We start from the raw sequence: 16,514 nt of genomic DNA, 5'->3' as shown, positions 1-16,514 counted from the left end.
TCATATTTTTTCTTATTAAATTTTTTTAATGCTTTGAATTAAATTTTGCAACGCATCATTCCTTTTTATTTGCTATTCTAACGCTACTAGGTAAATTAACCAAGCGTTTTTCTAATTTTTTAGTGTTTATAAGCTCATCGCTTTGACAGTTTTGAAAAGCTTTTAAACTTGGTAAGCTTTTCCATACAGGACGGACGAAAATATTATTTTTCAAGCATTCTTCTAAAAAGATATTTCTTAAATTTTCATCCTTAAAAAGCAAGGTGTTGAGCCAAAAATTGCTTTTTTCGTTGCTTTTTTCATCGATAAATTTGCATTTATCGTGATTTTTAAAAAAATCTTTGTAAATTTTAGCAAGTTCTCTTTTATTTTCTAAAAAAAGTTCCAAATTTTCAAGTCCTGCAAGCAAGATCGCTGCATTTACATTACAAAGACGGTAATTATAAGCTATCCTATCATGATCGTATTCGCAAGGATGGGGGATTTTAGCTGTAGTGCTAAGGTGTCTTGCAAGCTTGGCTAAATTTTCATCGTCGCTTAATATCGTTCCACCGCATCCGCCTGTGATGATTTTATTGCCATTAAAGCTTAAAATTCCACATTTTCCAAAAGTGCCTAAGGTCTTGTTTTCATAGGTGCTTCCTAAGGCTTCTGCAGCATCTTCGATTAAAAGGATATGGTATTTTTCACAAAGCTCTTTGATGGCTTTTATTTGAGCACTTAAACCAAAGGTGTGCATAATAACACAAGCTTTGATGAGTTTGTGTGTGGTTTTGTTATAGCTAAGATTATTTTTTTGATAAGTTTGATTTTCTAAAAAATGCTCTAAAGCCTTAGGGCTTAAACTTAGAGTGTTTTCATCTATATCTAAAAAAACGGGCTTTGCACCTGTATAAGCGATAGCATTGGCCGTAGCGACAAAGCTTATGCTTTGAGTGATGACTTCGCAGTTTTCATCGATATCATTAGCTAGTAAAGCGATATGAAGGGCTGCTGTGCCTGTATTTGTAGCGATAACAAAGCGTGTTTTGGTTTTTTCTTTTAAAGCTTCTTCAAAACGCGTTACAAATTCTCCCACGCTTGAAACAAAACCGCTATCAATGCACTCTAAAAGATATTTTTTCTCATTGCCTATAAAGCAAGGCTCATGTAGGGCGATATTTTCTTTATTAAAAAGACTTTTTATAAAAGAAATTTCTTTTTCAAACATTATAAAGCTCACTTTTATAATTTTCTAAATTTTCTTTAAAATACTCTATGCTTTGTCTTAAACCTTCTTCTAGACTTATTTTGCTTTGCCAATTTGTAGCTTTTTTAAGCTTGTTTGCATCGCAACAAAGTCTAAAAACTTCGCTATTTTTAGGACGCAATCTTTGCTCATCTTGGATGATTTTTACCTTAGAATCTAAAATTTTTTGTATGAGATCAAGTACTTCTTGCATGGAGTATTCCACTCCTGAGCCTATATTATAAACTTCTCCAAAATGTTTTAAATTTAAAAGAGAGATAAAACCCTCACAAGTATCTAGCACAAAATTTAAATCCCTTTTAGGGCTTAAATCTCCTAGTTTGATTTCCTTTGCTCCACTTAAAATTTGTGTGATGATGGTAGGTATGATAGCCCTTGCGCTTTGTCTTGGTCCATAGGTGTTAAAAGGGCGTGCAATATTGACATTTAAATTAAAAGAATTATAATAACTCAGCGCCATCATATCTGCAGCGATTTTGCTTGCAGAATAAGGGCTTTGAGGTTGTAAAGGGTGTTTTTCATCGATAGGTACATAAAAGGCTGTGCCATAAACTTCGCTTGTTGAGGTGTGGATAAAATGTGAAATCTCGTTTTTTTTAGCTGCTTCGAGCATATTTAAAGTGCCATTGACATTGGTATCCACATAGCTTTGTGGGGCTGTGTAGGAGTAGGGGATAGCGATTAAAGCGCCAAGATGAAAGATCACATCTATATTTTTGGTGATTTTTTCGCAAAAAAAACTGTCTCTTAAATCTCCACTTATAACTTCCATGTCTTTTAAAAAAGGACTTTTTTCTAAATATCCCCAAAAATTAAAAGAATTATACTGACTTAAAGCTCTAACTTTAAAACCTTTTTTGACCAAACTTTCACAAAGATGAGAACCTATAAAACCATCAGCACCTGTAACTAAAATATTTCTCACCTTCTCACCCTTTCCATCCATTTATCTAATTTTCTTTCTTTAAGTTTTTCTTCTAAAGGAAGTATATTTTTAATCAAAGCATTTTCTTGTGCTTTAATATGTCCATAAACTAATTCCATAAATTCTAAATGTTCTTTTATCCAAAGAATACTTTTATTAAAAGCATCTTCTTTGGTTTTAGGATTTAAAACATAAATTCTAGCAAGATTAAGTTCAAATTGAGTACGCAGAGGTTGTAAAATTTCATATAAATCTTGCATTTGTTTGATATTTTCTAATTTATTTTTAAATTCATCTATTTTTCTAATAGCCAAGTTTAAATCATTTTCTTTTTTGTTTAAATTTAAATATATATTTTGTATATTGTTAAAATCATTGCTGAGTATTTTACTAAAATCTCTACAATGTTTAATACTTTGATAAACTTTATAATAAGCCTTAAGTAAAAACTCATTTTGTTTATTTAAACTTAAAGGTTCTAATTTTTCAAAAGGTTTATTTAAATCTTTATCAAGTAAATTCTCACAAGCCCATAGAAAAGGTTTTTCTATGGTTCCTTCTATCCTTGCTCCACCTTCGGTACAGTTGTAGGTGGTGATACCCATTTTTCTAGTATTTGGAATCATTTCATTTTCAAACCAATTTTTAAATAAAAGCCATATACTATGAGTTTCAACTTTTCCGTTGCCTCCATAAGCTATAGTTAAAATATGTTCATACATTTGACTTTCATAATTAGCTGAATTTTGATAATCATCAGGATGAGAATTGCCATTTTCAGCATAAGCTAAATCCTGTCCTATAAAAATGATGTTTTTATGATTTAGATGAGTTGCTAGATAAGATAATGTATGTGCAACACTAAATCCTACAGCAGCATAGCAAAAATTTTTAAGATTTATATAATATGGAAAGGCAAGAACTTTTTGAGTTATGATAAAAGTTTTATTTTTTAAATATTCAATCGCCTTTGGATGAACAACCCCTGCGCAAACAAATACAATATCCTTATCAAATTCCCCAAAATCATGATTAAAAAACTCAGCAGTAATTTCAGTTCTTTCTAGCATACAAACATAATCAGGCTTGATATCATGCTTAGCTAAAATAGGATAAGAAGAATCCGCACAAAAAATCGTAGCTTTACTAGCATACTTTTTTAATAAAGGAAGTTGTTTAGTAAGAGATGGTCCTGTAGAAACAATGATAGCTGTATCACTTAAATTTTTTCTTTTAGAAAGCAATTCTTTATAACTAGGATGGGTAATCATTTGAGGAAGATTATAAACAAATTGTTCTATGCCTTGAAGAGCATCAAGGGGATCATTGCCATGAGAAACAATAGAATTTTTAAAATTTTCTGCTAATTTTTTATTCAATCCTAAAATATCTTCATGAAATCTTTCATAATAATGACTCATCAGTTCTAAAAAATAAATTCTAGAAAATTGAAAGAAAGGTTTAGAAGAACAAAGTTCAGTATAATCTTGAGCTTGTAATTTATCATTTTCCAAAACCATCAATCTTGCACTTTGCAATTCACTTGAAAAATCTAAGATATGAAACATTATCCAAATGATTTCTATATCTTTTTCAAAAACAACAATATGTTGATGATTTTTATTTTGCAATAAAGCTTTAAATAAAATTCCATTTCCAAAACCATAAAAATACAATACAGGATAAAGTAGGTATTTGTCATTATAGGTGTTTAGCATAGTTTGCAATTCTTTAATGGGATCTTGATAAAGTAAATTTTCATTATACCCCCCCCCATTATTTTTTATACTTGTATCTTTTAAATTGATATCTAGATTATCTTTACCTAAGATAAGTTCAAATTTACTTGATTTAATTTCTTTTAAACTTTCTTTTAAAAGAATATTACTTAAAGCCTCAATGTTTTTGTTAAAGAGTTCTTTTTGAGTAGGGGTGAAGGTCATTGGAAATCTCCTTGTTTTAAAGCATCGCCAAATTCTATATCTTTGCTAGCTTTTTTTCCTAAAAGTTCTTGATAAAATTTAGGGTGTAGTCCAAAAGAAGGACGCACGGATTTTACATTTTCTTCGCTGAAAATTTCACCTTTTTTGATATCCTTACTTGCATATAAGCTTCTTGCAAAAACACGGTTTTTAAGAGCTTTTTCATCTAAGTCTAACTTACCATCACCTAAAGCACTTTCAGCCTGTCTTACTGCATCTATCATAGCTTTAAATTCATCAAAATCAAGACTAAATTTACTGTCTTCGCTTTCTATGTTTTTGTCTAACATAAAATGCTTTTCTATCACTCTAGCTCCAAGTGCTACTGCCATAACAGGGGCTAAAAAACCAAAGCTATGATCACTTAGTCCCACTTCAACATTAAATTTTTCTTTTAAACTTGCTATGCCTTTTAAATTCATATCTTCTATGGCAGTAGGATAAGCTGAAGTGCATTTTAAAAAGATTAAATCAGGATTTTTTTCTTCTTTAAAAATTTCACAGATTTTAAAAAGTTCTTCTTCTGTAGCAATGCCCGTTGAAACGATGGTAGGTTTGTTTTCTTTGGCGATTAAACGCACGAAATTTTCATCATTGGCTTCAAAAGAGGCGATTTTATAGGCGATGGGATCAAAGCGTTTTAGAAATTCTAAATCTTCTTTGGCAAAAGGACTTGAAAAACAAAGTATGCCTTCATTTTGTGCGGTTTCAAAGATTTGAGAATGCCATTCATAAGGAGTTTTTGCGCTTTCGTAAAGCTCATAAAGTTTTCTTTTATCCCAAAGCCCACCCTTAATAATAAAATCTTCTTTGTTGCTATTTAGAGTCATGCTATCTGGAGTGTAAGTTTGAATTTTTATCGCATCAGCACCTGCTTCTTTGGCAGCTTTTATACTTTGAAGTGCCATCTCAAGACTTCCTGCGTGATTGGCGCTAAGTTCTGCGATGATAAAAACTTTTTCATCGGTATTAAAATTTCCTATTTGCATACTTTTCTTTCTTTGGTAAATTTCCTGACTAAAATGATATATAATTATATTATATATTTCTTCAATTTATATATTTATATTATATAAATATTACGACTTTGTTATGATTTTGCTTGGTTTCATTCAAAAAATGTCATATGGATTTAAATTATAGAATTCATTCATTTTTTAATTTTTATATAATATAAATATATAAAATCATAAAATAAAATTTAATTATAACGATATATATTTAAGACTAATTAAAGGAAATTTATGAAATTTTGTAAAAAATGCGTGATGCCAGATACTAAGCCTGATTTACATTTTGATGAAGAGGGAGTTTGTGATGCTTGTCGTTCTCAAGAAGCTAAAAATCAAAATATTAATTGGCAAGAAAGAGAAAAAGAATTTTTTGAGCTTGTAAAAAAATACAAAAAACATCCTGTTTATGATTGTGTTATCGGAGTAAGTGGTGGAAAAGATTCTACTTTTCAAGTGGTTAAAATGCTTGAACTTGGACTTAATCCTTTGTGTGTGTGTTTTGAGCCTAGCGTACCTACGAAAATAGGGCGCAAAAATTTAGACAATTTAAATCATCTTGGCGTGGATTTGATCCATATCAAGCGTGATCCAAAAGTTTATCAAAAACTTGCCCGTGAAGCTTTTATAAGAACAGGGGATAATGAGTGGCAAAACCATTTGGGAATTTTTACTTCTGTTCCACGCATAGCGGTAAATTTTGGAGTGCCTTTGATCATCTGGGGAGAAAGTCCGCAGATAGAGTATGGCGGTCCTGCGAGTAGTAAAAATAAGAATATTTTAGGCAGAGAGTGGCTTGAAGAATTTGGCGGGCTTTTAGGAAATCGTGCTTCTGATATGCTTGGGGTAAATGGTATCACTGAAAAAGATTTGTTTTTATATACTTATCCAAGTGATGAAGAACTTCAAAGAGTAGGGGTTACTGGGCTATTTTTAGGGTATTATTTTAAATGGGATTATAAAAAAATTCTTGAAATCTCTAAAAAATATGGTTTTTTAACTCTAGATCATCCTGTTGAGACTACTTATGAAAATTTTGAAAATTTAGATTGTTATTCTAATCATGTGCATGATTATTTAAAATACTGCAAATACGGCTTTGGTAGAGCAACAGATAATGCTTGTTTGGATATTCGTTTAGGTTATATCAGCCGTGAAGAAGGGGTGCGTTTGGTACAAAAATACGATGGTAAGCCCCCTAAAAAGGCTATTAAAAAATACCTTGAATTCAGTGGTTTTAGCGAGGAAGAATTTCAAAAAATAGTAGATTCTTTTACCAATAAAAAAATTTTTAAACGTGATGAAAATGGTAAATTTATAAGAGATTATGATGGTTCTTTGGTAAGAAAAGACGAGTGTGTTTTAAAATGATAGCGCTCATTGATTACAAGGCGGGAAATTTAAACTCTGTTGCAAAGGCTTTTGAAAAAATAGGAGCTATAAATTTCATAGCTAAAAATCCAAAAGATTTGCAAAAAGCAGATAAATTGCTTTTACCTGGAGTGGGATCTTTTAAAGAAGCGATGAAAAATTTAAAAGAACTTGGTTTTATAGAAGTTTTAAAAGAGCAAGTTTTAGTACAAAAAAAACCTATTTTAGGCATTTGTTTAGGAATGCAACTTTTTTTAGAAAGGGGTTATGAAGGTGGAGTTTGCGAAGGACTTGGTTTTATAGAAGGTGAAATAGTCAAATTTGAAGAGGATTTAAATTTAAAAATCCCACATATGGGTTGGAATGAGCTTGAAATTTTAAAACAAGATCCTTTGTATCAAGGCATAGATAATAAGAGTGATTTTTATTTTGTGCATTCTTTTTATGTAAAATGCAAAGATGAGTTTGTAAGTGCTAAAGCACAATACGGACATAAATTTGTTGCATCTTTACAAAAAGATCATATTTTTGCTACACAATTTCACCCCGAAAAAAGTCAAAATTTAGGCTTAAAACTTTTAGAAAATTTTATAAGGCTTTAAATGTTAAAAACTAGAATTATCCCTTGTGTTTTGTTAAAAAACGGACAACTTGTTAAAAGTATAGAATTTAAAGATTTTCGCACTATAGGGCATTTAACTTCAACAATGAGAATTTATAATGCACGCAATGTTGATGAGCTTATTATCTTAGATATAGATGCTTCAAAAAGTGGAGAAATAGATTTTGAAAGTATAGAAGATCTTGCTAAAGAATGTTTTATGCCTTTAACTATAGGTGGCGGGATAAAAACTCTTGAAGATATACAAAAGATTTTAAATTTAGGTGCGGATAAAATTTCTATCAATTCTAAGGCCTTAGAAGATATGGATTTTATAAGTAAAGCGGCTAATCGTTTTGGTTCTCAATGTATAGTTTGTTCTATAGATGTTAAAAGAAAAGGAGGGCAATTTTGTGTTTATGACAGGGGAAAATTACTCGAAAAAAGTCCTTTAGAACTTGCTTTAGAATATGAAAAAAAAGGAGCTGGAGAGCTTCTTTTGACTTCTGTAGATTTTGAAGGGAAGGCAAAGGGTTATGATTTAGAACTTTTAAAGATCTTTCAAAATAAACTTAAAATTCCTCTTATTATCAATGGAGGACTTAGCAATCCAAGTGATGGAGTTGAGGCTTTAAATTTAGGTGCTGATGCTTTAGCGGGTGCTTATATTTTTCATTTTTCTAAGTATACCCCTAAAGATGTAAAAGAAGAATTAGCTAGGCAAGGCTTTGCAGTCAGATTGCTTTAGGCAAATATGGTAAAAATCTTTATCTTCATCATAAATAGTAAAATGATTTTGTTGATATAATTTTAAAGCTTTACGATTGTCTTTGAAAACATAAGCTTTAAGAGTATTTACTTTTAAGTTTTCAAAAGCGTATTTTATAATTTCATTCATTAAAATTTGTCCTACGCCTTTTAAATTAGGTTTTGCGTAAAGTCCAAATTCGCAAGATTTAGTTGTGATATTGACAAAATCAATTACGCCGATAATCTGTTCATCTTGAAAAACTAAAAAATATTTTTTGCTAGAATCTTGATGTAATTTTTTTAAAAATCTTAAATGTTCTTCAAAATCAATATATTTTGTTTTCATAAATTGATTGATATCGGGGTGATTGCGCCATTTAAAAATCAGCTCTATTTCTTGAGAATTAAGTTTTGTGAAATTTTTAAGTTTTATCAATACTTATACTCCACTTCATACCCTTTTTTAGCAAGCCAAGTTGCTGTAGATTCTTGATTTTTAACATAACAAATAGCTTTGAAATTTGCCTTTAAAAGCAAGGCTTCATTGACTAAAGAACTTGCACTAATGATGAGTTTATTGCTTTCATTCATCAATTTTGCAATATTTTCATGATCGATAAATAATCTAATATTGTTATGTAATTTTGCAAATTTTTGCAATTTTTTAAGATTAGGATTAGAAGAGCTGGTTGCAATGCTGATGATTTTTGTTTTAGGTAATTCGCTAGCAATTTGTAAAGAAAGGTTTTTTATATCAGTTCCACCCATGCAAATGAAAAAATCATATTTTTTTTCTCTATTTTCTTTGGCCTCTTGATAAAATTCTTCCCTGATTAAAGCATAAGAAAAACCACATCTTACTTCGCATTTAAAAGGCACTAAACCTTCATAATCACTTGCTTTTGCATAGGCATTGACATTGAGTAAAATATCACAATGATGAGGCTTTATTTCATCATCAAAGCTTAGAATTTTCACCCCTGTTTCAAGCTTGATCAGTTTTTCATCATCTACGCTGATGCCATAGTGATCAATGATAAGAAGTTCAAATTTTTCTTCTTTGATGAGATTGATAAGTTCGTAAATGCTTTCACTATCAAGCTCATAAACAGGATAAGGAATTTCATCGATCAAAGAGCCTTCTAAAGGCAAACAAGCAAAACTTACATCGCTATATTGTTTAGCTAAGACTAGATCACGTTTAATGTGTCCAAAGCCTATTTGACTGGAGCTATCGCTTCTAAAAAGCACTTTCATGATTTACCTTATAAAGTATTTTTGCAAATTCCAAATCTTGTATGGTGTCTATATCGCAAACTAAATTTCTTGGCAATACAAACACGCTAGAATGAGGTTTAAATATAAAATCTTCCTCAAGCCAAGCTTTGCTTGTACCAAAATAAAAAGCTCCTGCATCATGATAAGCTTTTGTTAGATCTTGTGAACGACTTTTATAATGTTTTTCATCAAACATATAAACTTGATTGTTTTCATTTAGATAAAATGCCCTTTGTATAGGATACTCAAACTCAGTAGCAGCAAATAAAAACTTGCTTTGATTTTGTATAAATTTTTCATAGGCTTGTTTTAAAATGTCTTTATTTAACAAAGGAGCAGTAGCATAAAGGCAGCAGACATGATCATAAATTTGATTTTGGCTTTGTAAAATTTCTATGGCATTTTGCACTACAGCAGTGCTTGAAGCATAATCATCGCTTAAATTTTTATCACGCACAAAAGGAGCTTTTGCACCGTATTTTAAGGCTACTTCTATGATTTCTTCATCATCGCTTGAAAGCACCACTTCATCAAAAATACCTGAATTTAAAGCATTTTCTATGTTATAAGAGATTAAAGGTTTACCTAGAAAATCAATGATATTTTTTCTAGGAATTCTTTTTGATCCACCACGAGCAGGGATTATGCAAAGATTTTTCATAGTTAAGCCTTGTTTTTGTGTTTTATTTTACTAAAATTTAAGTATAATTGTCTTTAAAATACAATAAAAGGCTTAAAATTGCTTATAAACCAAACCTTTGAAATTGATTCTTGTGATGATGTAGAATTAAATATAAAAAGAACTAGCAAACTTGAATACCGCATTAGCTATGATGATGAAAAAGATATCAAAGCCATAGTTTTTGTCATAGGAGGTTATGGAGCTAATGCAAATATTTCTTTTTTAGATTTTGATAGGGAATATATTGCTAAAAATTTTGATGTTGTAGTGGTACATGTTTTTTATCATTGTTTTTGTGCAAGAATATCAAATAATAAAAAGTATAGTGCTTCTATTAGCTTCATGGAGGAGGATTTGTTAAGTCTATCTAAGATTTTGTTAGATTTTGGCATTAATCCACAGAATCTTGATTGTAAAAATTCTACCAAGTATTATGAATTGCTTATTCAGCATATTATTACTTTAAAATCACAAGGAAAATTAGCGCAAAATTATCAAGCGAAATTTACTTCAACTTTTATCCCGCCTAATGGAGATTATCAAAATTTTGGCATTATGGCAGCTATTGATCATATCAATGCTTTAAAAGATTTGGTTAAACGTTTTCCAGAATTTGCAGATTTACCAAAAATTTATGGGGGGGGGTCTTATGGAGGATACTTAGCCTTGCTCATAGCAAAGATAGCTCCTTGGTATGTGGATGGCGTGATTGATAATTCAGGAACTGTTTTGCCATTATTGGAATGTATAATAGGAAAAGATTTAAGTAGACCCGAATTTTTTTTTAGTGATTTAAATAAATTGGTAGGCATGTTTATTAAAACGTACTGGACTAGAGAAGATGAAAGATTATCTTATTTTTTTACTAATGAAAATTATATGATTCGTTCTTTGTTAAATTCTTCCCATTTAACTATACAAGCTAGTGTCAATAAAAATATTATTTTAGTATCTTATCATAGTTTAAAAGATCCATTTAATACAGCAAAAGATAAACAAACTCTTTTTTTAGCGTATAAAGAGCTAGGATATGACGCCACTTTACATTTAATAAAAGACGAAAGTGAGATTGATGGAAGATTTATAAAAGATTTAAATCATGGTATGAGGATTACTGATAAAGCCTTATTTAGAAAAGAACTTCCTTTAATGCTTGAAAAACTACAAAAAAGAAAATCTTTCATGCAAGAAAATTCCATCTCTTATCCTTGTGGAAATAAAGTGTTTACTTTTAAAGATGTAGAAAATCAGTTAAAATTGATTATTAATTAAAAAGGAAAATATATGCTTATAAACCAAACCTTTGAAATTGATTCTTGTGATGATGTAGAACTAGGTATTAAAAGAACCAGTAAGCTTGAATATCGCATAAGTTATGATGATGAAAAAGATATCAAAGCCATAGTTTTTATAGTGGGTGGTTTTGGAGCTAATGCAAATATTTCTTTTTTAGATTTTGATAGGGAATATATTGCTAAAAATTTTGATGTTGTAGTGGTACATGTTTTTTATCATTGTTTTTGTGCAAGACAAAGTATTGATCAAAAGTATAATCCAAAGCTTATTCCCAATCAAGATGATTTAGAGCGTGTAAATGGCATTTTAAAAAATATTAATTTAGGACATTTATCGGTTAATAAAGATAATTTTGAACAAATTATTCCTCTTATAGAGCAAAAAGTTAATAAAATGAAACAAGCAGGTTTGGTTGATGAAAGCCAAAAAATAGAACTTTCTTGTGATTTTATCCCACCCAATGGAGATTATCAAAACTATGGCATTATGGCAGCTATTGATCATATCAATGCTTTAAAAGATTTAGTTAAACGCTTTCCAAAATTTGCAGATTTACCAAAAATTTATGGAGGGGGGTCTTATGGAGGATACCTATCTTTACTCATAGCAAAAATAGCTCCTTGGTATGTGGATGGTGTGATTGATAATTCAGGTGTTTGCTTGCCATTTTTGGCGTGCATTTTAGGAAGAGAAATGAATCAAGGGGAATTTTATTTCGAAGGAAGTGGTTATAGACTTTATTGTTTTGTATATAAATACTGGAATAGAAATATGAATTCTTCTTATTATTTTGGTGATGAAAATTATTTAATCAGAGCAGTTTTAAATTCAAACCATCTTCAAATTCAATCAAATTTAAATAAAAATACCATTTTTGTAAGCTATCATAGTATACAAGATATGGGTGCGCCAGTGCAAAATAAAATAGAACTTTATAAGTGTTATCAGGAATTAGGATATGATGCAACTTTACATTTAATAAAGGATGAAAATGATATAGATGGTAGATTTGTAAAAAGTTTAGAGCATGGACTTAGAATGACTGATAGGGCTTTATTTAGAAAAGAACTTCCTTTAATGCTTGAAAAACTACAAGGAAGAAAATCTTTTATGCAAGAAAATTCTATCTCTTATCCTTGTGGGAATAAAGTATTTGTGTTTAAGGATTTAGAAGATAAATTTGAGTTAGAGATGATAAATTAAAATAAAGATAAAGGATATAAAATGACAGCATATTTACATATAGGAACTACTAATACAGGAAATCAAGAAAAACAAGGCTTCTTGATGCAAAACGAAGAAAAGCTTTTGCAAAAAGCTTATATTTACCCAAAAAGTCTTAGAGTGGCAAATAGGCATTGGGCTTTGGTGGATATGGTTTTAGAATTGGTTCAAAAAGAAGATATTTTAAAAAAAGAGAGTGTTTTAAGTCATATCACAAATGAAAGACTTCTTAGAACTATAGAAAATTTTAAAAGTGAAAGTGCTTTACATAAAGATAAAAAATTTATTTTTTCAGCTGAGGGTATAGTTTGGGATTTTTCTACCAAAAAACATGTAGAAATTTTAGAAAAGATTATGAGAGAGTTAGGTTTTACTCAAATTTATATTATTGTGTATTTTAGAGATACTTTGGGTTATTTAAACTCACATTGTTCTCAAGATCATAAAAACAATATGGGGTATTATTCTGCTGATTTTGCTCCGCAAGATCATCCTAGAAAATATATTTTTGACTATGAATGGATTTGCAAAACTCATGCTGAGGTATTTGGAGAAGAAAATTTGATAGTAAGACTTCTAAGGGAGGATTATGTAGGAGGGACTTTGCTTAAGGATTTTGTTTATCATTTAGGACTTGAATGGGATGAGAGTTTTGTTTTAAAACAAACCAAAAATGAAAGTTTTAATCTTTTAGGAATGGAGCTTATGTCAAGATTAAATCAAAAAGATTTAAAGCAGGATAATCTTAATTCTTTGCTTTTTATGGCAAGAAGAAAATTTGAAGGCAGTAAAGAAAAAAGATTAAAATTTGCTGTGCAAAAAGATATCGCTAAGGCTTATGTGGATTATTTTGCTTCTTCACTTGAATGGGTAAAAAACAAATATTTCCCGCATAAAAATTCTCTTTTTGCTCCTGTAAATTGGGAAGAATACGAACAAAACTATACTTTAACTCATATGCTAAGTAAAGATTGGGATGATGTGGCGGATTTTATAGCACAAATTATTGTTTCTAAAAATGAAATCATCAGTTCTTTAAAAGAACAGCTTGAACTTGCAAGGAAAGATTAGTCTTTCATTGCAGTTTCAAGCATTTTTTTGATATTTTCAAAGCTTTCAAAATTTTCAGGTGTGATAAATTCTGCTTTTAAGGGTTTTTTATAAAATTTTTCTATTTCGGCAACCAAAGCCATGATATCGATACTATCGATAAAATCTTCACTTACTAGATTTTCCATACTCTCATTGATATCTGTTCTTTCTATATTGATAAAAAATTGTTTGATTTCTTGCATTTTTTCTCCTTTAGTTTTTTGAAATTATAAAATATTTATTTAAACAAGTTCTTTTAAAACCTTTCTATCAATTTTACCATTTTGATTAAGCTTAAATTTGTCGAGTTTAATAAAATTTTTTGGGATCATATAAGAAGGTAATTTATCTTTCAAAAAATCTTTAAAATTAATTTCTTCTTCACTTTCATAAAAACAAATAATATCTTCTTTAAAAATACAAGCACTGTTTTTAATATTCACATGAGAATTTATCACGCTTTCTATTTCTCCAAGTTCTATTCTATGTCCCATATATTTTATCTGATTATCTGCTCTTCCGTAGCATAAAAGCTCTCCAAATTCATTATAAGAAACGATATCTCCTGTTTTATAGAGTAAATCTAAATAATTATCATGTAAAGGATTTTGAATAAAAGCTTGTTTGGTTTTTTCTTTGTCATTATAATACCCTAAAGACAAAGAAGTTCCACGCACGAAAAGCTCCCCTTTAACACCTATTTGTTTAGGACTTATGAAATTCATATTTTCATCAAAAACTAAAAGTTCTGTGTTTTTGCACGCTTTTCCTATCGGTAAAAGTTCTTCATCTTTAAAAGTGCGATTGATGATATAAAAAGAACATACATCAGTGATTTCTGTTGGACCATAAAGGTTGGCAAATAAGGCATTGGGTAAGTGTTTACGCCAAATATTTAGCTGTTTATTGGGCATGATTTCACCGCAAAAAAGTATTTTTTTTAAGGTATTTAAACTAAAATTATTCAAAGCTTCCGTATTTGCAAAATAAATTAGCACCGAAGGCACCCAAAATATAGTGCTTACTTTTTCTTTTTCAAGGCATTCTAAAATTTTATTTGGAAAGGCAAAAAGATGATTAGGTAAAAGGTGTAAAGTCGCTCCTGATTTTACACTTGAAAAAATATCTAAAATGCTATTGTCAAAATAAAATGGCGCTTGATTGGCTAAAATTTCATTCTCATCAAATTTAAAAGTCTCACACACCCAAAAAGTATAATCAATCACACTCTTATGTGCTATGCTTACTCCTTTAGGAATGCCTGTGCTCCCACTTGTAAAGAAAACATAGAGTAAATTAGTATCTATATGTTTTTCTTTGGCATGCTTTATTAAACTCTCATCTATATCAAAACTTTCAAAGTCTTGTGTATAAAGCGTAGGTAAATCTAAGTTAAAATTTAAGTCCTTTGAAGTGATAAAAAGTTTAGGCTTTAAAACCTCTATGACTTTTTCTACTCTTTCTTTAGGACTTTTTTCATCTAAAAGGGTATAAAAATTTCCACTGAGTGCCACTCCAAAAAATGAAATCAAACAATCAATCCCTTTAGGCAAGATGATTAAAACAGGAACTTGAGTAGGATTATCATTTTTTAAAGTTTTTAAAATTTCACTGGCTAGTTTTTTAGAAAAAAGATCAAAGTCTTTATAAGTGATTTCTTTTCTTTCCTTGGCAAAGGGTTCTACAAAAGCGATCTTTTTGCTAAATTTAATCAAATTTTTTTCTAGAAAATCGTAAATATGGGTTATCATGTTTGCCTTTTTAGTTTTTTGTATTATAATATCAATAAATTAATAAAAAAGGTCTTTATATGCTCATAAATCAAACCTTTGAAATCGATTCTTGTGATGATGTAGAATTAAATATAAAAAGAACTAGCAAACTTGAATACCGCTTAAGTTATGATGATGAAAAAGATCTCAAAGCTATAGTTTTTATCATAGGAGGTTATGGAGCTAATGCAAATATATATTTTTTAGATTCTTATAGAAATTATATTGCTAAAAATTTTGATGTAGTGACAATAAATGTTTTTTATCATTGTTTTTGCCAAAGGCGTTCAGATGTTGAAAAGTATTCAACATTAGCAGATTTTACAAAAGATGATTTAAAATTAATAGAAAAAGTGCTTCGTAAATACAATATTCCATGTGATCAATTAGCCAATAATACTGTAGTTAGTCATTGTGAATATTTGAGCGAGATTATGACAGAATTAAAAATGTTAAATCGATTGCCTTATGATTTTGAAGAAAGACTAAGTGCAACTTTTATCCCACCCAATGGAGATTATCAAAACTATGGCATTATGGCAGCTATTGATCATATCAATGCTTTAAAAGATTTAGTTAAACGTTTTCCAAAATTTGCAGATTTACCAAAAATTTATGGGGGGGGGGTCTTATGGAGGATACCTATCTTTACTCATAGCAAAGATAGCTCCTTGGTATGTGGATGGCGTGATTGATAATTCGGGTTCGGCTGTTCCACTGCTTAATTATATTATTGGTAGAGAGTTGGAATTTAAAAGCAAAGATACTAATGGGGATATGTATATGCAGGGCGATCATTTTTTTGTGAGTTGTTTTCTAAAAACCCATTGGACACGTAAAGAAAATTCACCTTATTTTTTTAATAATGAAAATTATTTTATTAGAACATTATTAAATAAAGATCATTTGATTTTACAAAGTCAAAAAAATAAAAATATCATTTATGTGAGTTATCATAGTAAAGAAGATCCTTTAACTCCAGCAAATTTTAAAGAACAAACCATGCAAATATTAAAAATTTTAGGATATGATGTAAGCTTAAATTTGATAGATGAAAATAAAATTGATGGAAAATTTATTAAAAATTTAGATCATGGTTGTGGTATACCTGATAAAGCCTTATTTAGAAAAGAACTTCCTTTAATGCTTGAAAAACTACAAGGAAGAAAATCTTTCATGCAAGAAAATTCCATCTCTTATCCTTGTGGAAATAAAGTGTTTACTTTTAAAGATGTGGGAGATAAATTTGAATTAGAGATAAAAGATTAAAACCTTAAAGGTT

Annotated in this window: 15 protein-coding genes and 1 pseudogene; 7 read left to right on the top strand and 9 right to left on the bottom strand. The window is 29.7% G+C overall.

The features are described from left to right. Positions 1 to 55: 55 nt before the first annotated feature. The 4 genes from legC to pseI are packed head-to-tail and all read right to left on the bottom strand — an operon-like array spanning position 56 to position 5,145. Positions 56 to 1,210: an aminotransferase LegC gene (gene legC, locus FBE87_RS06755; RefSeq protein ID WP_100626358.1), complete on the bottom strand. Its 1,155-nt coding sequence runs from the start codon at positions 1,208 to 1,210 to the stop codon at positions 56 to 58. Continuing rightward, a complete protein-coding gene (legB, locus tag FBE87_RS06750) occupies positions 1,203 to 2,174 on the bottom strand; it encodes a 4,6-dehydratase LegB (protein WP_100621856.1) in 972 nt (323 codons plus the stop codon). Before legB ends, legC begins: the two co-directional genes overlap by 8 nt. Beyond that, complete coding sequence (locus FBE87_RS06745; protein ID WP_168977238.1) at positions 2,171 to 4,117, bottom strand: motility associated factor glycosyltransferase family protein; 1,947 nt, start codon at positions 4,115 to 4,117, stop codon at positions 2,171 to 2,173. The genes legB and FBE87_RS06745 overlap by 4 nt, the downstream gene beginning before the upstream one ends. After that, on the bottom strand, positions 4,114 to 5,145 hold the full coding sequence (pseI, locus tag FBE87_RS06740) for a pseudaminic acid synthase (protein ID WP_100626339.1): 1,032 nt from the start codon (positions 5,143 to 5,145) through the stop codon (positions 4,114 to 4,116). The genes FBE87_RS06745 and pseI overlap by 4 nt, the downstream gene beginning before the upstream one ends. Before the next feature lie 255 nt (positions 5,146 to 5,400). Between pseI and pseA the strand changes: the two genes are divergently transcribed. The 3 genes from pseA to wbuZ are packed head-to-tail and all read left to right on the top strand — an operon-like array spanning position 5,401 to position 7,886. Beyond that, positions 5,401 to 6,537, top strand: coding sequence for a pseudaminic acid biosynthesis protein PseA (gene pseA / locus FBE87_RS06735; RefSeq protein ID WP_100626340.1), 1,137 nt, complete (start codon positions 5,401 to 5,403; stop codon positions 6,535 to 6,537). Further along, the gene (gene hisH / locus FBE87_RS06730) at positions 6,534 to 7,139 is read left to right on the top strand and encodes an imidazole glycerol phosphate synthase subunit HisH (protein ID WP_100626344.1); all 606 of its coding nucleotides are present in this window, start codon (positions 6,534 to 6,536) and stop codon (positions 7,137 to 7,139) included. The genes pseA and hisH overlap by 4 nt, the downstream gene beginning before the upstream one ends. After that, positions 7,140 to 7,886, top strand: coding sequence for a glycosyl amidation-associated protein WbuZ (gene wbuZ, locus FBE87_RS06725; protein ID WP_025399157.1), 747 nt, complete (start codon positions 7,140 to 7,142; stop codon positions 7,884 to 7,886). Here wbuZ and pseH read toward each other — a convergent pair. Genes pseH through pseF form a run of 3 tightly spaced genes read right to left on the bottom strand, consistent with a single transcriptional unit; the run spans position 7,851 to position 9,827 of the window. Next, the gene (pseH, locus tag FBE87_RS06720) at positions 7,851 to 8,324 is read right to left on the bottom strand and encodes a UDP-4-amino-4,6-dideoxy-N-acetyl-beta-L-altrosamine N-acetyltransferase (RefSeq protein WP_002856326.1); all 474 of its coding nucleotides are present in this window, start codon (positions 8,322 to 8,324) and stop codon (positions 7,851 to 7,853) included. The two genes, wbuZ and pseH, sit on opposite strands and share 36 nt — an antisense overlap. Then, positions 8,321 to 9,145, bottom strand: a complete 825-nt coding sequence (pseG, locus tag FBE87_RS06715; protein WP_002790573.1) for a UDP-2,4-diacetamido-2,4,6-trideoxy-beta-L-altropyranose hydrolase — start codon at positions 9,143 to 9,145, stop codon at positions 8,321 to 8,323. The genes pseH and pseG overlap by 4 nt, the downstream gene beginning before the upstream one ends. Beyond that, positions 9,129 to 9,827 (bottom strand): pseudaminic acid cytidylyltransferase, encoded by a 699-nt coding sequence (pseF, locus tag FBE87_RS06710; protein ID WP_100621840.1) that lies wholly within the window; start codon positions 9,825 to 9,827, stop codon positions 9,129 to 9,131. Before pseF ends, pseG begins: the two co-directional genes overlap by 17 nt. 78 nt (positions 9,828 to 9,905) lie before the next feature. Between pseF and FBE87_RS06705 the strand changes: the two genes are divergently transcribed. The 3 genes from FBE87_RS06705 to FBE87_RS06695 are packed head-to-tail and all read left to right on the top strand — an operon-like array spanning position 9,906 to position 13,439. After that, a complete protein-coding gene (locus FBE87_RS06705) occupies positions 9,906 to 11,120 on the top strand; it encodes a DUF2920 family protein (RefSeq protein ID WP_100626341.1) in 1,215 nt (404 codons plus the stop codon). Positions 11,121 to 11,132: 12 nt separating this feature from the next. After that, positions 11,133 to 12,347, top strand: a complete 1,215-nt coding sequence (locus FBE87_RS06700) for a DUF2920 family protein (RefSeq protein ID WP_002857950.1) — start codon at positions 11,133 to 11,135, stop codon at positions 12,345 to 12,347. Between the two features lie 21 nt (positions 12,348 to 12,368). Continuing rightward, the gene (locus tag FBE87_RS06695; protein WP_100626342.1) at positions 12,369 to 13,439 is read left to right on the top strand and encodes an acyl carrier protein; all 1,071 of its coding nucleotides are present in this window, start codon (positions 12,369 to 12,371) and stop codon (positions 13,437 to 13,439) included. Here the strand turns inward: FBE87_RS06695 and FBE87_RS06690 are convergent. Beyond that, on the bottom strand, positions 13,436 to 13,663 hold the full coding sequence (locus tag FBE87_RS06690; protein WP_002777686.1) for an acyl carrier protein: 228 nt from the start codon (positions 13,661 to 13,663) through the stop codon (positions 13,436 to 13,438). The two genes, FBE87_RS06695 and FBE87_RS06690, sit on opposite strands and share 4 nt — an antisense overlap. Before the next feature lie 39 nt (positions 13,664 to 13,702). Beyond that, a complete protein-coding gene (locus tag FBE87_RS06685; protein ID WP_100626343.1) occupies positions 13,703 to 15,211 on the bottom strand; it encodes an AMP-binding protein in 1,509 nt (502 codons plus the stop codon). A 59-nt stretch (positions 15,212 to 15,270) separates the two neighbouring features. Between FBE87_RS06685 and FBE87_RS09275 the strand changes: the two are divergent. Further along, positions 15,271 to 16,501 (top strand): annotated as a pseudogene (locus FBE87_RS09275) (DUF2920 family protein). Positions 16,502 to 16,514 lie beyond the last annotated feature (13 nt).

The sequence above is a fragment of the Campylobacter sp. CFSAN093246 genome, from assembly GCF_012889415.1.
Taxonomy (GTDB): domain Bacteria; phylum Campylobacterota; class Campylobacteria; order Campylobacterales; family Campylobacteraceae; genus Campylobacter_D; species Campylobacter_D jejuni.
Note: the sequence above shows the minus strand (reverse complement) of the source record. Positions and strands in the feature narration are given on the sequence as shown.

Bases quoted from the DNA above. Each gene is read 5' to 3' on its own strand.
- legC (WP_100626358.1), bottom strand. From the start codon at position 1,210: ATGTTTGAAAAAGAAATTTCTTTTATAAAAAGTCTTTTTAATAAAGAA.
- FBE87_RS06745 (WP_168977238.1), bottom strand. From the start codon at position 4,117: ATGACCTTCACCCCTACTCAAAAAGAACTCTTTAACAAAAACATTGAG.
- pseI (WP_100626339.1), bottom strand. From the start codon at position 5,145: ATGCAAATAGGAAATTTTAATACCGATGAAAAAGTTTTTATCATCGCA.
- pseA (WP_100626340.1), top strand. From the start codon at position 5,401: ATGAAATTTTGTAAAAAATGCGTGATGCCAGATACTAAGCCTGATTTA.
- hisH (WP_100626344.1), top strand. From the start codon at position 6,534: ATGATAGCGCTCATTGATTACAAGGCGGGAAATTTAAACTCTGTTGCA.
- wbuZ (WP_025399157.1), top strand. From the start codon at position 7,140: ATGTTAAAAACTAGAATTATCCCTTGTGTTTTGTTAAAAAACGGACAA.
- pseG (WP_002790573.1), bottom strand. From the start codon at position 9,145: ATGAAAGTGCTTTTTAGAAGCGATAGCTCCAGTCAAATAGGCTTTGGA.
- pseF (WP_100621840.1), bottom strand. From the start codon at position 9,827: ATGAAAAATCTTTGCATAATCCCTGCTCGTGGTGGATCAAAAAGAATT.
- FBE87_RS06700 (WP_002857950.1), top strand. From the start codon at position 11,133: ATGCTTATAAACCAAACCTTTGAAATTGATTCTTGTGATGATGTAGAA.
- FBE87_RS06695 (WP_100626342.1), top strand. From the start codon at position 12,369: ATGACAGCATATTTACATATAGGAACTACTAATACAGGAAATCAAGAA.
- FBE87_RS06690 (WP_002777686.1), bottom strand. From the start codon at position 13,663: ATGCAAGAAATCAAACAATTTTTTATCAATATAGAAAGAACAGATATC.
- FBE87_RS06685 (WP_100626343.1), bottom strand. From the start codon at position 15,211: ATGATAACCCATATTTACGATTTTCTAGAAAAAAATTTGATTAAATTT.